General features: G+C 44.9%; 20 protein-coding genes. 6 read left to right on the forward strand and 14 right to left on the reverse strand.

Going from position 1 to position 18099, the window contains the following annotated elements; all coding sequences use genetic code 11:
- Window positions 1–73 precede the first annotated feature (73 nt).
- Window positions 74–1522: a coniferyl aldehyde dehydrogenase gene (locus tag L2096_RS05055; RefSeq protein WP_004932763.1), complete on the reverse strand. Its 1449-nt coding sequence runs from the start codon at window positions 1520–1522 to the stop codon at window positions 74–76.
- Between the two features lie 118 nt (window positions 1523–1640).
- Between L2096_RS05055 and L2096_RS05060 the strand changes: the two genes are divergently transcribed.
- The 5 genes from L2096_RS05060 to L2096_RS05080 all read left to right on the forward strand — a co-directional run bounded on the left by L2096_RS05060 (window position 1641) and on the right by L2096_RS05080 (window position 5417).
- Entirely contained in the window at window positions 1641–2330 is a 690-nt protein-coding gene (locus L2096_RS05060) for a TetR/AcrR family transcriptional regulator (RefSeq protein WP_004932767.1), read from the forward strand.
- A gap of 84 nt (window positions 2331–2414) precedes the next feature.
- Window positions 2415–3281 (forward strand): formyltetrahydrofolate deformylase, encoded by an 867-nt coding sequence (gene purU / locus L2096_RS05065; RefSeq protein WP_004932769.1) that lies wholly within the window; start codon window positions 2415–2417, stop codon window positions 3279–3281.
- Between the two features lie 306 nt (window positions 3282–3587).
- A complete protein-coding gene (locus L2096_RS05070; RefSeq protein ID WP_004932770.1) occupies window positions 3588–4370 on the forward strand; it encodes an energy transducer TonB family protein in 783 nt (260 codons plus the stop codon).
- Between the two features lie 19 nt (window positions 4371–4389).
- The gene (locus L2096_RS05075) at window positions 4390–5013 is read left to right on the forward strand and encodes a MotA/TolQ/ExbB proton channel family protein (protein WP_004943757.1); all 624 of its coding nucleotides are present in this window, start codon (window positions 4390–4392) and stop codon (window positions 5011–5013) included.
- Complete coding sequence (locus L2096_RS05080) at window positions 5013–5417, forward strand: ExbD/TolR family protein (RefSeq protein WP_004932775.1); 405 nt, start codon at window positions 5013–5015, stop codon at window positions 5415–5417. The genes L2096_RS05075 and L2096_RS05080 overlap by 1 nt, the downstream gene beginning before the upstream one ends.
- Before the next feature lie 55 nt (window positions 5418–5472).
- On the opposite strand, the gene msrA is transcribed toward L2096_RS05080, so the two are convergent.
- From msrA to lgt, 8 genes are all read right to left on the reverse strand, one after another.
- Window positions 5473–5994, reverse strand: coding sequence for a peptide-methionine (S)-S-oxide reductase MsrA (msrA, locus tag L2096_RS05085; protein ID WP_004932778.1), 522 nt, complete (start codon window positions 5992–5994; stop codon window positions 5473–5475).
- Window positions 5995–6100: 106 nt separating this feature from the next.
- Complete coding sequence (locus L2096_RS05090; RefSeq protein ID WP_048765644.1) at window positions 6101–6589, reverse strand: META domain-containing protein; 489 nt, start codon at window positions 6587–6589, stop codon at window positions 6101–6103.
- Between the two features lie 206 nt (window positions 6590–6795).
- Window positions 6796–7854 (reverse strand): Lnb N-terminal periplasmic domain-containing protein, encoded by a 1059-nt coding sequence (locus L2096_RS05095; protein WP_004932783.1) that lies wholly within the window; start codon window positions 7852–7854, stop codon window positions 6796–6798.
- Window positions 7855–7880: 26 nt separating this feature from the next.
- Complete coding sequence (locus tag L2096_RS05100) at window positions 7881–8390, reverse strand: dihydrofolate reductase (RefSeq protein WP_250364980.1); 510 nt, start codon at window positions 8388–8390, stop codon at window positions 7881–7883.
- A gap of 12 nt (window positions 8391–8402) precedes the next feature.
- Window positions 8403–9245 carry a thymidylate synthase gene (gene thyA / locus L2096_RS05105; RefSeq protein ID WP_250364981.1) on the reverse strand — a complete coding sequence of 281 codons (843 nt, stop codon included), beginning with the start codon at window positions 9243–9245 and terminating at the stop codon, window positions 8403–8405.
- A gap of 110 nt (window positions 9246–9355) precedes the next feature.
- Window positions 9356–9724, reverse strand: coding sequence for a hypothetical protein (locus L2096_RS05110; protein WP_250364982.1), 369 nt, complete (start codon window positions 9722–9724; stop codon window positions 9356–9358).
- Entirely contained in the window at window positions 9717–10103 is a 387-nt protein-coding gene (locus L2096_RS05115; RefSeq protein ID WP_004932793.1) for a hypothetical protein, read from the reverse strand. Before L2096_RS05115 ends, L2096_RS05110 begins: the two co-directional genes overlap by 8 nt.
- Window positions 10104–10203: 100 nt before the next feature.
- A complete protein-coding gene (gene lgt / locus L2096_RS05120) occupies window positions 10204–11022 on the reverse strand; it encodes a prolipoprotein diacylglyceryl transferase (protein WP_004932795.1) in 819 nt (272 codons plus the stop codon).
- A 92-nt stretch (window positions 11023–11114) separates the two neighbouring features.
- On the opposite strand from lgt, the gene L2096_RS05125 reads away from it, so the two are divergent.
- Window positions 11115–11891 (forward strand): NRDE family protein, encoded by a 777-nt coding sequence (locus tag L2096_RS05125; protein WP_004932797.1) that lies wholly within the window; start codon window positions 11115–11117, stop codon window positions 11889–11891.
- Window positions 11892–11933: 42 nt separating this feature from the next.
- Here L2096_RS05125 and L2096_RS05130 read toward each other — a convergent pair whose 3' ends face one another.
- The 5 genes from L2096_RS05130 to tatA form a co-directional block, all read right to left on the reverse strand.
- A complete protein-coding gene (locus tag L2096_RS05130) occupies window positions 11934–14120 on the reverse strand; it encodes a PhoX family protein (protein WP_250364983.1) in 2187 nt (728 codons plus the stop codon).
- Window positions 14121–14341: 221 nt separating this feature from the next.
- On the reverse strand, window positions 14342–16369 hold the full coding sequence (locus tag L2096_RS05135; protein WP_250364984.1) for a PhoX family protein: 2028 nt from the start codon (window positions 16367–16369) through the stop codon (window positions 14342–14344).
- 177 nt (window positions 16370–16546) lie between these two features.
- A complete protein-coding gene (gene tatC, locus L2096_RS05140) occupies window positions 16547–17308 on the reverse strand; it encodes a twin-arginine translocase subunit TatC (protein WP_004932804.1) in 762 nt (253 codons plus the stop codon).
- A complete protein-coding gene (tatB, locus tag L2096_RS05145; RefSeq protein WP_119025633.1) occupies window positions 17305–17760 on the reverse strand; it encodes a Sec-independent protein translocase protein TatB in 456 nt (151 codons plus the stop codon). The genes tatC and tatB overlap by 4 nt, the downstream gene beginning before the upstream one ends.
- Window positions 17761–17772: 12 nt before the next feature.
- Window positions 17773–17994, reverse strand: a complete 222-nt coding sequence (gene tatA, locus L2096_RS05150; RefSeq protein ID WP_004932808.1) for a Sec-independent protein translocase subunit TatA — start codon at window positions 17992–17994, stop codon at window positions 17773–17775.
- Window positions 17995–18099 lie beyond the last annotated feature (105 nt).

An 18099-nucleotide genomic window follows, 5' to 3' on the forward strand; every position in this document is an offset into this window, starting at 1 on the left:
ATACGATTAAAAGACAAGCGAATTCGGTAAAAACGCGGCATGAAGCTGTGTAACAGATCATGCCTTGATCAGGTTATCGAAGAAGTGTTTTCGAAATAAGCCGATGAATCGGTTTGTTAAATGGTGGCAGAATATATTTTAAGCTATAGAGCTTTGGATTCGACATCATTGAACGTTCATGCGACAAGTTGAAAAAACCTTCAGGGCCATGGTATTTACCCATACCCGATGCACCGACGCCTCCAAACGGAAGATCATCCTGCGCCACATGAGTCAATACCGTGTTGATTCCGAAGTGGCCCGAATGCGTGCGCTGTGCAATGTAATCGGCACGTGCCTGATCAAAGTCGAAATAGTATAGCGCAAGTGGGCGTGGACGGCGATTAATAAACTCGATCACGTCTTCCATTTGATCATATTCAAAAATTGGGAAGATAGGACCAAAGATTTCATTCTTCATGATGTCCATTTCGGTGGTGACCCCAGTGAGTAGCGTTGGGGCAATCTTGCGCACATCTTCAAGTGATTCATTATGTGGGTTAATTTCGATAATACGTGCGCCTTGGGCACGTGCATCATCTAAATAACCTTGCAGGCGTCGATACTGCTTGTCGTTGACAATTGATGTGTAATCTTGATTGTCACGCAAATGTGGATACATCCCCGTTGCGATCAGCTTGAAGTTTTCAATAAACTCCGCAGCGCGGCCTTTAGGTAAAAAGAGATAATCCGGTGCGACACAGGTCTGACCTGCATTCCAGAGTTTACCTACCGCAAGGCGCTGTGCAGCTTCTTTCATGTCCATTGATGGATGAACAATGGCTGGGGATTTTCCACCTAGCTCTAAAATCACCGGTACCAGATTTTCTGCCGCAGCTGCCATCACCGTTTTACCCACCGCAGTTGAGCCGGTAAAAATCATCTTGTCGAAGGGAAGGTGGCTAAAGGCATCCGAGATGGCACCACCGCCATTAATCACGGTAACCAACTCTTGCGGGAAAGCTTCTGAAAGGGCATTTTCAAGGACTTGGCCAAATTGACTAGAGGCACTGGAAATTTTAATCATGGCATGGTTGCCAGCAGCCAGCGCACAAATAAGTGGCCCTACAGACAGCAGTAATGGATAGTTCCAAGGTGTAATAATCCCAATGACACCGAGCGGTTGATACTCGACCCAGCCTTTGGCCGGTTGATGCAAAATACTGATATGGCGTTTGGACGGTTTCATCCACTGTGTCAAATGCTTGCTATAATAGCCAATATGTTCGAGACAGGTGAGTAGTTCACCGATTTTGGTTTCACCAATCGAACGGTTGCCATAATCGCGATTAATAGCCTCTGCAAACTGGTCCTGATATTTGACCAAAATACGTTTCAGACGAGCCAATCGATCAATACGATCTTTTGCAGATGGAACAGGATAACGCTCATAGGCACGTTTTTGCTGCTCTAGGACATCGTGTAAGTGATGAACATCAAGTGAATGTGGAGTCATCGAAGTTGTTTTTGTTTGACTGTTCATGACGCGTTACCATAGTGTGGAACTGAGCTATATATAATTTTTAGAGTAAATACTCTAAAGAGTCAAGAAGGTTTCTGTGTTAGTTTTCTAATGCATTAGATATCAACGGTTGTAAACAATGTCCGCATCGAAAACAGTCAAAACGAAAGATCGTATTTTGCATACCAGCTTGCAACTGTTTAATGAGCGTGGTGAGCGGTCTGTCACCACCAATCATATTGCCTCTGAATTGGGCATTAGCCCGGGTAATTTGTATTATCACTTTCGCAACAAGCAAGAGATTATTAAGGAGCTTATGGAGCAGTACCAGCGTGAAACACTGGATATGCTGGCCTTGCCCAAAGATCGTTTGCTCAATGCCAATGACAAGATTCGTTATTTTCAAGTGCTCAGTAGTCAGTTATGGGAATACCGTTTTTTGCATCGGGATGTTTATCATTTAATTGAAAACAATGATGACTTTAAAAAGATCTATCCAAAATTTGCTGGGCAGGTGATGCAGCAAGGGCAAAAAATTTATCAGGCTTTCGTCGACGCGGGTTTGATGAAAATGACGGCTTCTGAAATTGAAGCCCTGATCATCAATTTATGGATTGTGCTGACTAACTGGACGAACTTTTTGTATATGTCGGGCCATATTAGCGACAGTAATCACCTGGAAGAGAAATGGGTGTGGCAGGCGCTTCGTCAAATGGTATTTTTAGAAGGGCCATATTTGATGGGAGAAAGCCGCGAAACCTACGAGCGTTTGCTTGAGAGCTTTGGTCCATCTGATTTGTTTGCGCGCATTTCCTCGAAAACCGAGTAATTGTCAGACCCTATTCAGTCTGCGATAAAAACGCGCTAGAATAGCCCGCTTGTTTTTAAACTGACCTATAGTGATATTAATCAAATGAACACCACTACTGCCAATACAGCACGTCTACTGATTACTTGTGAAGACAGGCCCGGGATCGTGCAAGCTGTATCGAGCTTTTTGTATCATCAGGGAGCAAATATTACCGCACTTGATCAATACGCTACAGAGGCTCAAGGCGGACGTTACTTCATGCGTGTTGAGTTTGAGTTAGAACATTTACAAAGTCGTAAGGATACCTTGATTCAGACTTTTTCGGCCAATGTTGCAGAGCGCTACAACATGCAATGGCGTTTGGCATTTGTCAACGATCTGAAAAAAGTGGGTGTTTTGGTATCGAAAGTGGATCATGCCTTACTTGAATTGCTTTGGCGTCATGCGCGCGGTGGTTTACCGTGTGAAATTACCAAAGTCATTTCAAATCACGAAGATTTACGTGAGGCGGTGGAAAACTTTGGTATTCCATTTGAAGTGGTACCCGTCAACAAGGAAAACAAACGCGAAGCGTACGCCAAAATTGATGAATTGATGCAGGGCAATGACTTGTTAGTCCTTGCACGTTACATGCAAATCCTAGATGAGACTTTTGTTGAAAACTGGGAGATGAAAATTATTAATATTCATCACTCGTTCTTGCCTGCATTTGTAGGGGCAAATCCGTACAAGCAAGCGCATGAAAAAGGGGTGAAGCTGATTGGTGCAACTGCTCACTACGTGACTGCGGATTTGGATCAGGGGCCGATCATTGAACAAGATGTCGAGCGTGTCAATCATGACTTTACTGTTGAGCAATTACGCGAGCTGGGCCAAGACGTCGAGCGTAACGTACTGGCACGTGCAGTCAAATGGCACTTAGAAGATCGAATTATTGTCGATGGCAACAAAACTGTCGTGTTTCAATAAGTTTATTTCCTAAAAAAGTATGCATGCCGCATACTTTTTTTAATCTTATTAATGTTATGATATAGCATTTCATTTAAAGGATGTGTACCAGTCATGCATCTTGATATAAAGAGGGTGTATCGCATTTTCCAATCAAATGAGAAATATTGAAATTTCAGTAGATCTTTTGAATGTGAAAAAAAACAGTTGAAAATGAAAACACTTCTCATTTATTATTGCGATACTTTAATTGTTTGAACCGATAAGCTGTATCGCGATGACATGTTGTGATTGTGAATTGCTTCTCAAATAGGTAATTAGATTCTTATGAGTCAATCTCCTGCACTATCGATGAATTCTACACCTCCGAATTCTCCCAATCCGATGAAGAAAAAAGTCATCACTGCACTTGTCGCGGTTGTGATTGGTCATGCGGGAGTGTTATGGGCTGTCAACCAGATGAAAAGCCCAGAACTCAAACCCATTGAACAAAAACCACTCAATGTGCGCTTTGTAAAAATTCAAGCACCGCCGCCGCGCCCACCTGAACCAAAGCCTGAACCGAAAAAAGAGCAACCTAAGCCGAAAAAAGAGGTGAAGGAAGTCAAGGTGGTAGAGAAAGTTGCACCACCACCGAAAAAAGTCGAAAAGGTTCAACAGGTCAAGCAAGCAGAAACGCCAAAACAAGTGGTGAAAACTGAGCCACAGGTAGACTTCAAACCGGTGACGACAACCACCACCGTTACGGAAAAGGTTGTTGAAAAAGCCAAGCCTCAACCTGCTGCACAGCCGCAGGTGAACCGCGACCCGTCACCAAAGAGTGTATCGATTGGCGGTGCTGGGGTGCAGTGGAGTCGTACGCCGCGTCCTTCATATACCAACCGTGATTTGCAAGGTCAAACACGCAGTATTGTGGTGATGATTGAGGCGGATGAAACTGGCAAGATTATCAATGCGCGGATTACCCGTAGTAGTGGTGTGCCTGCGCTTGATGACAAGATTCTGCGTGCGGTACGTAGTGCAAAATTTAAACCGTATAAAGAAAATGGTGTTGCTTACCCTATTCGTGCTGAGCAACCCTTTGACTTAACATTAAATCCTAACGGCTAACATTTTCAGGAGTTCAAGTATGAACTTTTCAGTTTATTGGCAACATGCAGATGCAGTCAGCAAAACACTGTACTTCGTGCTTTTGGCAATGTCGATTGCAACCTGGACGATTCTTATCTTACGTTTGATGGGAACCCGCCAATTAAAACAACAAGCTTATGCTCAACTCGCTAAAGCACTGAGCAGTCTGAAAGCCAAGTTTGTTCACTTGACTTTCGAGCAGCGTAAGGCAGTGGCAGAGCAGGCGTTACTGCGTCAGATTTCTGCAGAAAAATCCAGTGCAGAAAAAGGCGTTGCAGTACTCGGTACCATTGCTTCTTTGGCACCGTTTGTCGGTCTGTTTGGTACGGTTTGGGGAATCTTCCATGCGCTGGTGGCAGTAGGTAAAAGCGGACAAGCAGGGTTGGCACAAGTTGCGACACCGGTAGGTGAAGCGCTGATCATGACCGGTTTAGGTCTGGCTGTTGCGATTCCTGCGGTATTGGCATACAACATCTGTGTACGTTACAACCGCGGTTTAGCACATGATTTACAAGATCAGGCTCATAGCTTGCTGATCGATACCATGTTGCAGCAAGAATCTGCTGAACACAAAACTGAAGTGAAGGCAGCGCAACAAAGCTTTGCTGGAGGTCAGGCTTAATGGCATTTCAATTGGGTGAAGACCACGACAGTGGCATGAATGAGATGAATCTCATTCCGTTAATTGACATCATGTTGGTACTGATGATCATCTTTTTGGTCACAGCAACGGTTGCAAACCCATCGGTACCATTAAGTTTGCCAAAAACCACGGCTGAGATTCAGCCACCGCCACCGAAAGAGATTACCATTAGCATCAATGCCAATGGTGATGTCTCTTGGGGGCAAGAAACCATTACGTTAGATGAGCTTAATCAGCGTTTTCAAGAGGCAGGCCAGCAGGCGCAAAAGCCAACGGTTATGCTAAAAGCCGACAAAGCCTCACGTTATGATACTGTGGCACAAGTGATGTCTCGTGCGAGTGGAGCCGGACTCAGCGATATTGCTTTTGTCAGTGAAAATTAAACGCTCTAGATTGAGCGCAATAAAAAAGCAACTCGATCGAGTTGCTTTTTTTTGTTCAGGCCTTAAGTAAAGACTGAAATTTGCTACGTAATTTAGCAATTTTTGGAGGAATTGCAAAATTACAAAAGCCTTGAGACGGATTCTTGGTGTAGAAATCTTGATGATAATCTTCAGCCGCATAAAAAGTAGGTACTGGGCTGAGCTCGGTGACTACATTCATGCCTTCGGCTTTTAACTCTTGAATGAGTTTTTCTGCATCTGCTTTTTGTTGCTCGTCAAAATAATAAATGACAGAACGATACTGCGTACCGATATCGTTGCCTTGACGGTTCAGCGTGGTTGGATCGTGGATAGCAAAAAACACGTGCAGTAAATCGTCGTAGCTGACCTGTGTTTCGTCAAAGTCCACCAAAATCACTTCTGCGTGATTGGTCTCACCTGTGCAGACTTGTTCGTAGGTCGGATTTTGTGTATCACCGCCTGCATAACCGCTGACAACTTTTTCGATGCCACGGATTTGTAAGAATACTGCTTCAGTACACCAGAAACATCCGCCGCCAAATAATGCCTGTTGCATGGTTTTCCTCGAAATAGCAAAGGGTTTTAATATCACGTTTTTTCGTTTACGTACAATCTATATTGAGGCGACCTGCTCAATTAAAAGACCATAAGACACAATGTCTTTATTTTGATGCATCGAGAGCCATCACAATACGTCCGCTTTGATCCATCAGAATGAGATGTTCAGGGCTTGCTCGGTAACGCGATACGTTTGTAAGTGCTTGCTGATATTGCACACTGATGTTTTGATCCGTATTTGGACACATCATCTTGGTCGATGCCGCAGCGCCCAATTGAAGTGATTCGGCGTCTGCCTTAAAACTTCCCATCATACGATTACATCCATCTGTACCGCTAAATCGCTGTGTTTTTGAATCAAATTTCAAACTCGGTTTATTGGCGACCTGAGTGCTAATTTGAAAGCCATTAATTTCAGTAGCCGTCCAGTTGCGATCAAGCAGTGCATTGGCCGTGCTCGCATTGGCGCTACTGCTAGAGGTTACAGCTGTTTTGGTCGTAGAATCAGTTGATGATGTCGAAGGGGTTACCGCACATCCGGTAAAAAGCACGCTTGCACACAGGCAAGTCCCTGTTAGCCATGTTTTGATCATGTTGATGTCTCTTTGCTTCACAACTTGTTCTTGAGCAGTAGCAAAACAAATCAATGTAGATACATCGAGTAGAAAAGCGTGTGATTGTGTAAGCTTATTTTACGAGATGATGAGACAAGATCTAACCCGATCGATTCTCGATCATTAAGAAAAAATATACAGCATAATCGGGTTGAAGAACGGGGTAATCCTCGAAGATTGAGGCGTCACTGCTTCGGCTGTGGAATACCATAACGAATCACTTCTGAGAAATTTAGACTGTTTTGGTGTTTGAATTTCTCATACTCGGCTGCCCGTTCATTGATGTAAGCCATCTGATACCACTTGGCAATGCTGTAGTCATGACTGAGTACATTTAAGTCATATAAGTAGTTTGGTAGGTATCCCGACGCCAGTAAGCGATAATCTTTAGGAAGTTCATCTGGATTGATGGCTTGTGCCATATCAAAAACCAAGGTGGTGCAGTTACTGGTCAGGGTGTTGTACCATTTTGGTGTTGCCCGTAGTTCATCTGAGGTTTTAAGGTATTCCAAAAATAAAGCCTTGGCTTGCTCTTTAGACACCTGAACAGGAAACAGATAGACCTGTTCATGGCGAACATTGCTGCGGGTATACACAATATCTTTTTCATCGGCTGCGACTAGGCTTAATTCAAACTGCCGAAAAAAACCACCAATTGCCGAAAAATTCTCATTTTTTTCTTTACGGATTTCGATGGAAAACACCAGCGGTTTTTGCTGTTCGAAATCAAAGCTCACCAAGGTATGGGCAATTTGCGGGCCCATCCAGTATGAGGTAATGATATTGACCCCTCGAAGCTGATTCAGGTTGTAATGACGAGTTTCCCAGCGTTCGGTATACTGACCATCAGGTTGCCAGTCAAAATTTCGTACATTGTGCAGGGTAATCTGATCTCCTTGGCGTTGGTAATCTAGTAGCCGAGCGACCTCAGGGTCCCAATCACGATTTTGCGCGGGCGCCAGTGAAAAATACCACAGGAGTGCAACTAAGAATGCCAGCATGTACAGCACAATATCTTTACCGCGCCCTAAAATATGCTGACTGATATAAATCCCCAATACGCTGAGGGCAAAAACAATCCAGATCCCGATGAGAATTCGACTACCTAGCCATCCAAAAGGTTGCTGAATCCAGAGTGCTGCACACACCCAAATACTTGAGCAGATCACAAAAACACTGAAAATCATATGTAAAAGCCCCATCCCTAGGGCATGTAAAAATTCTTTTTTTCCAGTTGTATGCATAACCAACAATCAGCTAGGGATTGCCTTTATTTTCGGTAACTTGCGAACTCAAACGCAATACCTGTTTTGTCATCAATATGTGATTCACTGGCAATTTTTTTAAAGGCAGCAGGTCGGTCTGGATAAAATGCATCACCTTGCACATCAAGCTCGACATGCGTCAGCTCAAGCCGGTCGGCAATATCAAGTGTCTGACTAAAGATTTCTCCCCCGCCAATAATAAAGAGTGCACGCTGATTCGCGGCTTTTGCCTCTTGGGCAGCACCTTCTAAAGCGGCTTCAATACTATGTGCTACATGTGTACCTGCGAATGACCAGTTTACATCGCGGGTAATCACCCAATTACTGCGGTTGGGCAATGCGCGCCCCATCGATTCAAGTGTCTTACGCCCCATAACCACCACGCCACCTTGGGTAATTGCTTTAAAGTGCTTGAGATCGGCGGGAATATGCCACGGCAATGCATTACCTTGACCAATACACTGTTTTTGATCCATGGCCACCACGTGAACCAGTTCTAAGCCTTGAAATGCCATTAATTGCTTTCCTTATACAGCGACAGGTGCTTTGATTGCAGGATGAGACTGGTAGTCAATAATCTCGATATCTTCAAATTTAAAATCAAACAGGTCGGTAATTTCAGGGTTTAATTTAAGCTGACAAAGTGGTAACGGTTCACGGGTGAGTTGCAGTTTGGCCTGTTCAAAATGGTTGGCATATAAATGTGTATCGCCACCTGTCCAGACAAAATCTCCCACGCCGAGGCCACAGACTTGCGCAATCATGTGAGTAAGGAGTGCATAACTGGCAATATTAAACGGCACACCCAAAAATACGTCGGCACTGCGCTGATATAACTGACACGACAATTTGTTGTCTTGTACAAAAAACTGAAACAACGTGTGGCACGGTGGCAGTGCGACCTGTCCGGCTTCATTTGGATTCCAGCCAGATACAATCAAGCGGCGTGAGTTCGGATTGGTTTTAATTTCATTGACTAACCATGAAATCTGATCAAATCCGTCTTGGTTATAGCTGCCATCTGCATTTTTGCTGGCGCCAAAATTACGCCACTGATGACCATACACCGGGCCAAGCTCGCCTTCTGGGCGACCAAAACGCGCGGTTTGCTCAGCTGTCGCCCATTCGTCCCAAATGCTGACTTTGTTGTCCTTGAGGTACTGTACGTTGGTATCACCTTTTAGAAACCACAACAGTTCAATCACAATCGAACGAAAGTGTACTTTTTTGGTGGTGAGCAGAGGAAAGCCTTGGCTCAGGTCAAAGCGCATCTGATGACCAAATACAGAACGTGTTCCTGTCCCTGTACGGTCACCTTTATCGCCGCCATTGTCTAGGATATGTTGTAAAAGGTTTAAGTAGGTGCGCATGGTTCTCTCTAATCGTATAGTCGCCGCTTGGCTAAGCAACAACAAGTTTCAATCGACTGCAAATTTTAGCCGTTTTTGTCTTCAAAGAACAGCAAACAATCTTGCCTGCATTATTTACGTGGCTCACGATAATGGGCGGTAGAGGCCAAGCATAATCCGAGCACGCTAAAGCCGAATACTTGCAGGCCCGGTATCCATTTTGATGAGTCGGGCAGCAGCGAAATGGTGATGATGAGGGCTACAATTGGAAACACGTTGGCTAAAATATTAAAGCCTTCGCTGTAAGGATTATCATGATGAATCTGTTGTCGTTTATGGCGAATGATATGCGTCATTATCCCAATCAAAACGCTGACCACGACATATTTCGGGCTAAGCGGCTGTATGTGCGAGAGCCAGTAAATCACTGCGCATAACGCAATACAAAATCCAAAACGTATCGGGCGGGTGATGCGCTCGGAATACCAAAACTCAAGCATCGGGATTCACACCTGAATTTGAAGATCTAAATAAAAACTGCGGTGAAAAAATAAACACCGCCAGCGCCATAAAGGCGATCCCTTGAATACCCCACCACATCAGATTGTTCATGGTTTTTACAAACAACAGTGCAAAGATCAGTGCAATTGGAATCCAGGTCAGCAGGCGATACAGTAAACCAGTTGGCTTTTGCGCAGCAAAATGCAGCTTTAGGTAGCGACATATCAGAAAGATTATGCCTGTTCCTGTAAACATCAGCACCACGTCGAGTGGTAAAGGCTGATGATAAAACAGTGCAATCGCCACGATGAGGGTGAGAAGAAGAATGAAAAATTTTTGAATCCGAGAAATGTTCGGGTCAAACCAGAATTCAAGCATGTGCAGATATCATTCAAAAAGAATAGGCAGAATTTACCACAAAAAATCAAAGGCGGGAAAAGCTTGACTTGACCCACCTTTAAAATTAAAGCGAAAGATGTTATCGGGTTTTGAGTGGTCCCCAGTCGTAAAGTTTACGGCGGTAGGCGTACCACATCATCCACAAGCCAATCAATAACATCGGCACAGTCAGAATCTGACCTTTGGTCATCCATCCAAATAAAATAAAGCCTTGATCTGCATCGGGCTCACGGAAGAATTCGATCACAAAGCGTGCTACACCGTATCCCATTAGGAACAAGGCAGACACTGCCATACGTGGTCGCGGTTTTGAGCTGAACCACCACAACAAGATAAACAGCAACAAGCCTTCACAAATGGCTTGATAGATCTGGGATGGGTGACGCACCAGATGAAACGGATCGGTTGGGAAGATCATCCCGAAAGGATAGTTCGGATCTTGGACTTCGCGACCATACAGCTCGCCCCCAATAAAATTACCAATACGGCCAAACATCAAACCGGTTGGGACGCAGGGTGCAATAAAATCCAATGTTTCAAACCAAGTTTTCTGGTATTTGCGGCACCACAAGATCATGGCCAACATCACGCCGATAAAGCCGCCGTGAAAACTCATACCGCCTGTCCAGACCTGAAACAGCCAGATCGGATTGGCAAGAAATTTGTCGAACTCGTAAAACAGTACATAACCGACACGTCCACCCAGCACCACGCCGAGAGCGCCGTAAAAGACCAGATCGGAAACCATTTCCGAGGTCCAGCCATCACGTTGTTTTGCACGATAGGACGCGAGCCCCCAAGCACATAAAAATGCCAGTAAATACATCAGTCCATACCAATGGACCTTGAGCGGACCAAGCGAAACAGCAACCGGGTCTATATTGGGATAGGTGAGCATACCTGTACCTTGCTTTTATCTTTGCCAGAGATTTTAACGGAATGTCAGAAAAATGTTGTACATTCAATGTGTAAAGATGACGAGAAAAGATCATGTGTATTGTTGCCTTGGCATGGCAGGTGCTCGACCACACGCCTGTCTGTTTACTTTCAAATCGTGATGAGTTTTACGCGCGTCCCACTGCGTCTTTAAAGCAATGGCCCGATAGTCCGATTATTGCGGGTCAAGATCTGCAATCCGGTGGGACATGGATGGGCATTACAGCATCTGGACGCTGGGCGGTGGTGACCAATTTTCGTGATGGCAAAGATCAGCAGCACTATCCCACATCACGTGGGGCATTGATTGCCGATTTTCTACACTCAGATCTGTCGCCGATCCGTTTTGCGAAGACCCTTGAGCAACATCAGCAGGCATATGCGGGATTTAATCTATTTTTAGGTGATGCAACGCAGGCAGTCTATATGAGCAACCGCGGTGAAGCGCCACAAGTTTTGGCCAAAGGCGTTTATGTGGTCTCCAACGGTTTAATGTCGGAGCACTGGGAAAAAACAGCACATTTACGTAAGCGCTTTACCCAAGAGTTTTTACCTATGATGCAGGTGCATACACCCGCGGCAACTTTAGAGCATGCCGCGTGGGATATATTGGAAGATGAACGCAAGGTGATTCCTGCACGGCTACCCGAAACCGGAATTAGCCTTGAGATGGAAGAGCTGCTCTCTTCGACCTTTATTCAAAGCCCCGTATACGGCACACGCTGCTCAAATTTTCTGACGCTTGATGATCATCACTGGCACTGGCGTGAAAAAATTCAGCAAGGTGAGCAGCAGGGACAGATCACCGAGATCAAGATTGAACGACAATAATAAAAAAACTGGCCGAAGCCAGTTTTTTTATTATATGCGGGTTTAGGTACCTGCAATCACGCCACCGTCTTTACGCGTGATAACCACGGTCGCCGAGCGAGGGCGAGCTGTCGTATTGCTTGGGTCTGTTTGGGTTGCAGGCCAGTGACTGCTTGGCTTGTCGTAACTGCTAGAATCTTCACCCGGATGCTGAACATTAATAAAGATGGCTTTATTGTCTGGCGTCATGGCAATGCCGGTAATCTCACATTCTTTTGGTCCCACCAAGAAACGGCGCAGATTTTCATCGGTTACTTTCGCGCCCACAATGGTTTGCTGGCCATTTGATGTCGTGGCTGTCGTACCGTCACCAAGGGTTCCCGGTAAAGCCGCCAGCATCATGCAGTTGGTCACATCGGTATAAGCGCCGTCATCGGTTTGAATCCACAAGACGCCGCGTGCATCGAACCACATACCATCCGGGCTTGAAAAGTCGTTGTTGTCATTTAAACCCGACAGGTTAATATTTGCCGCCATTTTAGCTTCTGCGCCAAACAGGTAAATGTCCCATTTGAAGGTCGTAGCCGTGGTTTTGTTGTCGGTTTCTTTGAAACGGATGATATGACCGTTGACGTTACCTTTGTTGGTTTTGCTGCCCGCGTAGGTGTCTTCATAGTTACGCGGATTGGCGGCATCGGTTGGGTAGCTGCTGCCTCGGTTCGAGTTGTTGGTGAGGGTGACGTACACTTCACCATTTTCTGGATGTACTGTACACCATTCTGGGCGATCCATTTTCGTGGCACCAACACTGTCTGCGGCCAGACGCGCGAAGGTTACCACATCGGCCTGATGACGAAACGGATAGGTTTTGTTGCTGGCATCGAGGCCATTTTTACCATAGCTTAACTCGATCCACTGACCAGTGCCGTCATTGTTAAATTTGGCCACATACAAAATACCGCTGTTGAGATATTTATCACCTGCGGTATAGCCGCCATTGATATCTTTAACATCCCAGTTTGCCGTACTCACAAACTTATAGATGTATTCACCACGTGAGTCATCGCCCATATAAAAGGCCAGTGGCTGACCGGCAACCACGCGGCATGCGCTGTCTTCATGAGCAAAACGCCCCAGTGAAGTCCGTTTTACAGGGTTTTGGCGCACATCAAATGGATCGATTTCGACCATCCAGCCAAAGGTATTCGGGCTATTACGATAATCCTGCGCTGCCTGTGCTGCATTGACATCGGCATTCCAGCGGCTATAGAGGTCTTGTGCTTCAATTTGACCAATCGCCGTTTCCCAGCCGTAGCGCGAGCTTGCACCCGCTTTAAGGCCGTAACGGTTGAGTGCGATAATTTCATGCGGTTGACGTTTCAGGTCATCGCTGCTCGAACGCTGAAAATAGCCAATAAAGTTTTCTTCGGTGGTTAAATACGTGCCCCAAGGTGTGTAACCATTACCACAGTTGTTGTGGGTTCCTCGGGTTTGTTTACCGCTTGGCGAGTAGCTGGTCACCAACAGATCAGCACCGGCTGCTGCACCCGCAAAATCCATCACGGTCGAGGCTGTAATACGACGGTTAAACACCGAACTTTGAATGAATTCGACTTTTTGCGTGGTGGTGTCTTTTTTAATGTGGATAATCGACACACCGTGTGCGTTCATTTCGCGAAGCACTTCATCTTCTGGTCGGCGATTATCGACTTTGGTTGGGCCTTTCGGATGCAAAAAGGTTGGGTTGATGTACTCATGATTCATCACCAGCAATCCCTGTGTCGAGACGTTGTCATCAAAACGGTTGCTGCTCGTGTTTAAACCAAAATAATGCATGCCGTCGTGGCAGTCTCCAGAACGGAACTGGAAGCTCGGACCTGATGGAATATTGTTGTCGTCCCACGCACCAACACGCGGATTAATTGAATCGCCGAGCGCATAGAGTACTGTGGCCTGATAGCCTTCTGGTACTGTCACGATATCGTTTAAGTTTTTTGCAACAGGTTTGAAGTTGAGCTTTTCAGGGCGTTTGTTTGGATCAACCGCAGGGGTAGAGTTGTTATTGTCATCATTGCTATCGTTACAACCCGTCAATGTAGAGGCCAAGGCCAGTGCAACGGCACCGCTTGCCGTTTTCGCAATGAGTGAACGGCGAGACATCGATTGTTCTAAAATATCGCGGAAATGAATGTTGTCAGATGTATTGTTGTCTAACTCTTGATCTTCATGATATGGCGTTGGCTGTGTCATGTATTTTCCCCAAACAATAAATGGATATCAAAATTTTCCATTCAAAGTAGAGTTTTAATATGACGGTGTCTTTACATTCTGATTGCAATTCGATGAATTTAAGCAAGTTTTAAGTTTACACTGGATTGAAAAAAACTGGATGTATACCTGCAATTTACACTGATCAAAAAAACTGAGCCCGCAGTTGCGAGCTCAATTTTTTATGGTTCAAGCCATCTAGATTAAGATTTTTTTACACTCGACGGCGCAATTGGGTCTGCGGTGATATAGCCGACAGCCGCAGCATAACCGTTGCTGTAATTGGCATTGATATAACTTTGTAAAGTACCTTTTACATTTGAGTGAATGCCTTCCCAGTCACCCGGATGTTGGAAGTTGCTCATGATATAGGTCCAGCCATTAATCGAATCTACCGCATGCAAACCAGTCGATTCAGCGCCTGATGGCGTCGACAAAATACGCGAGAGCACTTTGGTATCAACGCTATACGCCCACAAGAAATTATTGACATGCATGCCGCTGTCTTCGCCAATAAATAAGGTGCGCAAACTTTCCGAAAACTTCAGGTTGTCTGGATTGGCAATTTTATTCGGATTTGCCGTATTGCCTAGCGCATCTGGCGATGCAAGATCTTCACCAGTAATCAAGACACGCGATTGATACGCAACCCAGTCACTATTGATGACCGCACCCGTCGAGTCGATTTGACCGCCTTTCATGTCGTGGGCAACCACAGCGCCTGAATTGATTGCAGCACTAAATGACACGTTATTAGATTCTGTCCAGCCAGCGCCATTTTTGACCATCGATTTTTGTAAATACGATACGGCAGAGTAAGCCACTTTATCTTTGATATTGACGGTTGTTCCTTCAAGTTTGGTAAAGGCCATACTACCGCCTTTAAGTGCTGCATAACGGTGTGTTTCAAGAAACGCCGCAGCTTTTTCCATTCCCGATTTAACTTTTACCCAGAGGGTTTTGGCATTGAGGATAATCTTGGTGTAACCAGTTAGATCGGCAGGTTGAGTGGTCAGACTCTCCATGATATCGCTTGGCTTGATTTTGCGAACGTTAATCAGGTCTGAAATCTCTTGGCTGGTGGCGTGACCTAAATTAATCCATTGAATTGGGGCAATGGTATTTTCAGAAAATACACTGGTGTATTTGGCGACATACAGTGTACCTGCAGATAAGTCTTTTTCTTTGTCTGCAACAAACATGAAAAAGCCACCGTTGGTATAGTCATCCCCCATAATTAAGGTACGGTTGTCTGGCATTACTTGCACCAGTTCATGAGAAATACGCCCCAAACAGAAATGCTTCTTCACGCTGCCTGTACCGTCTTTATTGACTGTAATTTCAGGCAAGTGACCATAGTTGTACGGATTGGCAGTCGTGCTATCACCAAAATAGTTTTGGCTATATGCGGTCACGGTACTCAACGCTGTACCAATACCCTGATCAAAGGCGTCTGGCTCGTATTCTTCGCTCGACAGATGTGTTCCCCACGGTGACATGCTGGCACCACAGGTGATCCAGAGTCCGTAGGCACTCGACATATCAACGTTGTAATATTTCTTCAGCTCTAAATGACCAGTTTTTTGGTCTTGATCGAGTGTCAAAATCGCAATCGGAGAAGGCAGCTTGCCATACATATTATTTTCATTACTGACTTTGCCTGTCGTTGCGATATCATTAAGACCAGCCAAATTTTTAGTGGTGTATTCAAATTGCACTACATGAAAAACCGGATTGGTGACACCTGCGACACTGGCATTGGGTACTGTAATTAATGAAGAACCATCTGGACAGTCAGAAAAGAATTGACGCTCTTTACCCGCCACCGACTTATCGACAATTGGGTTGCCTTTTGCATCGACATAACCCCCTGCAATGATGGTTCCACCACTCAGGTTAGGCACTGAATCGCCTGTTTTGAAGAATGGCTTATAGGCCAACTGATAGTCTGTTTGCGAGCCATCGTCCCAGCTTACGCTCAGTTTCGAGTTGACCGTTGTGGTGGCCATTGCAGCAGGATTGGCAAGTGAAGGGGCATCCATTGAGGTAAAGGTTGCCGTTTTTAAATTAACGGTTTTGGTTGGCATCGTAGTGGTGCCATTATCACTGTCATTGCAGCCTGCCAGTGTCGCGGCTGTTGCCATAGCCCCGAGTGGTAAAAAAGGAAGACCAGTAAACCATTTGAGTAGATCGCGACGGGTAGGATGTTGATTTGCCGGTGTCGTTGTCATGAGAGATCCGTGTTCATTATATGTGAGAAGGAAAACAGCACTGATTTTAGAAAAGCTTAATGACGCTTTTTTTGCACTTTGATGTCAGATTGAAGACAGTGTGATGAATGGCTTATAGGAATTTATGAAACTGATGATGCGTAAAATACGAAAATAGCGCATAAAAAAACGCAGAGATTAAGCTCTACGTTTTTCCAGCATTTTTCCAAACAGAAGTCCCAATTCGAACAATAGCCACATTGGTACCGCGAGCATGATCATCGAAATCGCATCGGGTGGTGTAATAAACATTGAGATAAAAAAGCATCCCACCACAATAAAGCGTCGCTTTTCAATCAAGCTCTGAGTGCTCACAATGCCGATTAAAATAAGCAGCAAGGTGGCGATTGGAATTTCAAAGGTAAATCCAAAAACCAGAAATAATTTTAAACAAAAGTCCAGATAACTGTTGATGTCGGTCATCGGGGCAACAGTTTCTGGTGAAACACTCATAAAGAAATGCAAGATACCGGGCAGGGCAATAAAATACGCAAAGGCAATGCCGGTATAAAAAAGCACAATACTGCCTACAAGTAGCGGAATAGCCAGATGTCTTTCCTTTGCGTATAGCGCGGGCTTAATAAAGGTCCAAAGCTGAAATAGGATAAACGGCATCGCCAACATGAGTGCAACACATAAATTGAGCTTGAACGGCGCCATAAATGTAGCGGTAACGTCGGTGGCAATCATCGACGATGTACTTGGCATCTGGCGACGCAGAGGCTCAGACAGCCACTGATAGGTGGTGTTTCGAAAAGGCAATAAAATAAAAAACAAAAGCAGTGTCACGCCCACAATCTTAAAAAGATGACGTCTTAAAGCAATCAAATGTTGAGTAATAGGCATCTGCTCCAGAGACTCTGGTGCAGGCATGATGTCATTTGAAGGAAGCTGGCTCATACGGCAATCTTTAACTCGACAGAAGAATGTTGAGGAATCACATCGTTTTGGCGTTCACATCTTCGGGGTTGTTGATGTGTACAAAACGGTACAACGTGTTGTGGTACATGACACAAGATGTAAGTTGTTTTAAGCTGGGGTACACAAGTGGCTTCAGGTTGCTCTGCGAGATGGATTCGTTGTTCTTGAGAGGCTTTTTCGATTTCTTTTAAACGGGCCTGCATACTTTGTTCTAACGAATGTAAACGGTCTAGCTCATCTTGCATTTCTTTTCTAAATTCAGACAGCTTGAGCTCACGATCAATCTCGTTTTGTATATTGGAAATGTAACGTTTGGCTCTGGCATACCAGCGGCCAGCAAAGCGTGCGGCAACCGGAAGTTTATCTGGGCCTAGTACCAGCAGGGCAATTATCCCAAAGCAAAAGAGTTCACCAAAACCGACATCTAACATAGCAGCGTACTCTTAGCTTTTGGCAGAAGAACGTTCAGCCGTCTTCACTTCTGCATCAATCGTGCGCGGGGTGTGTAATTGTGCATTTTCTTCTGTTTCATCGCGCATTGATTTTTTAAAGTCTTTAACCGCGCCGCCGACATCTTTACCCAGATTTTTTAGTTTTGACGTACCAAATAACAGCACCACCACCACTAAAAAGATAATCACGTGCCAAATTGATAAACCTGCCATTTTTTCTACTCCAATGTTTTGCAGATATTTGAGCAAGAAGGCATGACAGGAATGTGACTGATTTATTTCAGTTTTAAGACAAGCGTATTTTAAGCGAGTACTGTT

Source organism: Acinetobacter sp. ACZLY 512, assembly GCF_023614015.1.
Taxonomy (GTDB): domain Bacteria; phylum Pseudomonadota; class Gammaproteobacteria; order Pseudomonadales; family Moraxellaceae; genus Acinetobacter; species Acinetobacter soli.

Excerpts from the sequence above, each read along its gene's own strand:
- L2096_RS05055 (WP_004932763.1), bottom strand. The coding sequence starts at position 1,522 with ATGAACAGTCAAACAAAAACAACTTCGATGACTCCACATTCACTTGAT.
- L2096_RS05135 (WP_250364984.1), bottom strand. The coding sequence starts at position 16,369 with ATGACAACGACACCGGCAAATCAACATCCTACCCGTCGCGATCTACTC.
- L2096_RS05100 (WP_250364980.1), bottom strand. The coding sequence starts at position 8,390 with ATGGCATTTCAAGGCTTAGAACTGGTTCACGTGGTGGCCATGGATCAA.
- L2096_RS05090 (WP_048765644.1), bottom strand. The coding sequence starts at position 6,589 with ATGATCAAAACATGGCTAACAGGGACTTGCCTGTGTGCAAGCGTGCTT.
- L2096_RS05060 (WP_004932767.1), top strand. The coding sequence starts at position 1,641 with ATGTCCGCATCGAAAACAGTCAAAACGAAAGATCGTATTTTGCATACC.
- L2096_RS05080 (WP_004932775.1), top strand. The coding sequence starts at position 5,013 with ATGGCATTTCAATTGGGTGAAGACCACGACAGTGGCATGAATGAGATG.
- L2096_RS05115 (WP_004932793.1), bottom strand. The coding sequence starts at position 10,103 with ATGCTTGAATTCTGGTTTGACCCGAACATTTCTCGGATTCAAAAATTT.
- L2096_RS05095 (WP_004932783.1), bottom strand. The coding sequence starts at position 7,854 with ATGCATACAACTGGAAAAAAAGAATTTTTACATGCCCTAGGGATGGGG.
- tatC (WP_004932804.1), bottom strand. The coding sequence starts at position 17,308 with ATGAGCCAGCTTCCTTCAAATGACATCATGCCTGCACCAGAGTCTCTG.
- lgt (WP_004932795.1), bottom strand. The coding sequence starts at position 11,022 with ATGCTCACCTATCCCAATATAGACCCGGTTGCTGTTTCGCTTGGTCCG.
- L2096_RS05130 (WP_250364983.1), bottom strand. The coding sequence starts at position 14,120 with ATGACACAGCCAACGCCATATCATGAAGATCAAGAGTTAGACAACAAT.
- tatB (WP_119025633.1), bottom strand. The coding sequence starts at position 17,760 with ATGTTAGATGTCGGTTTTGGTGAACTCTTTTGCTTTGGGATAATTGCC.
- L2096_RS05070 (WP_004932770.1), top strand. The coding sequence starts at position 3,588 with ATGAGTCAATCTCCTGCACTATCGATGAATTCTACACCTCCGAATTCT.
- thyA (WP_250364981.1), bottom strand. The coding sequence starts at position 9,245 with ATGCGCACCTACTTAAACCTTTTACAACATATCCTAGACAATGGCGGC.
- L2096_RS05075 (WP_004943757.1), top strand. The coding sequence starts at position 4,390 with ATGAACTTTTCAGTTTATTGGCAACATGCAGATGCAGTCAGCAAAACA.
- tatA (WP_004932808.1), bottom strand. The coding sequence starts at position 17,994 with ATGGCAGGTTTATCAATTTGGCACGTGATTATCTTTTTAGTGGTGGTG.
- L2096_RS05110 (WP_250364982.1), bottom strand. The coding sequence starts at position 9,724 with ATGCTTGAGTTTTGGTATTCCGAGCGCATCACCCGCCCGATACGTTTT.
- purU (WP_004932769.1), top strand. The coding sequence starts at position 2,415 with ATGAACACCACTACTGCCAATACAGCACGTCTACTGATTACTTGTGAA.
- L2096_RS05125 (WP_004932797.1), top strand. The coding sequence starts at position 11,115 with ATGTGTATTGTTGCCTTGGCATGGCAGGTGCTCGACCACACGCCTGTC.
- msrA (WP_004932778.1), bottom strand. The coding sequence starts at position 5,994 with ATGCAACAGGCATTATTTGGCGGCGGATGTTTCTGGTGTACTGAAGCA.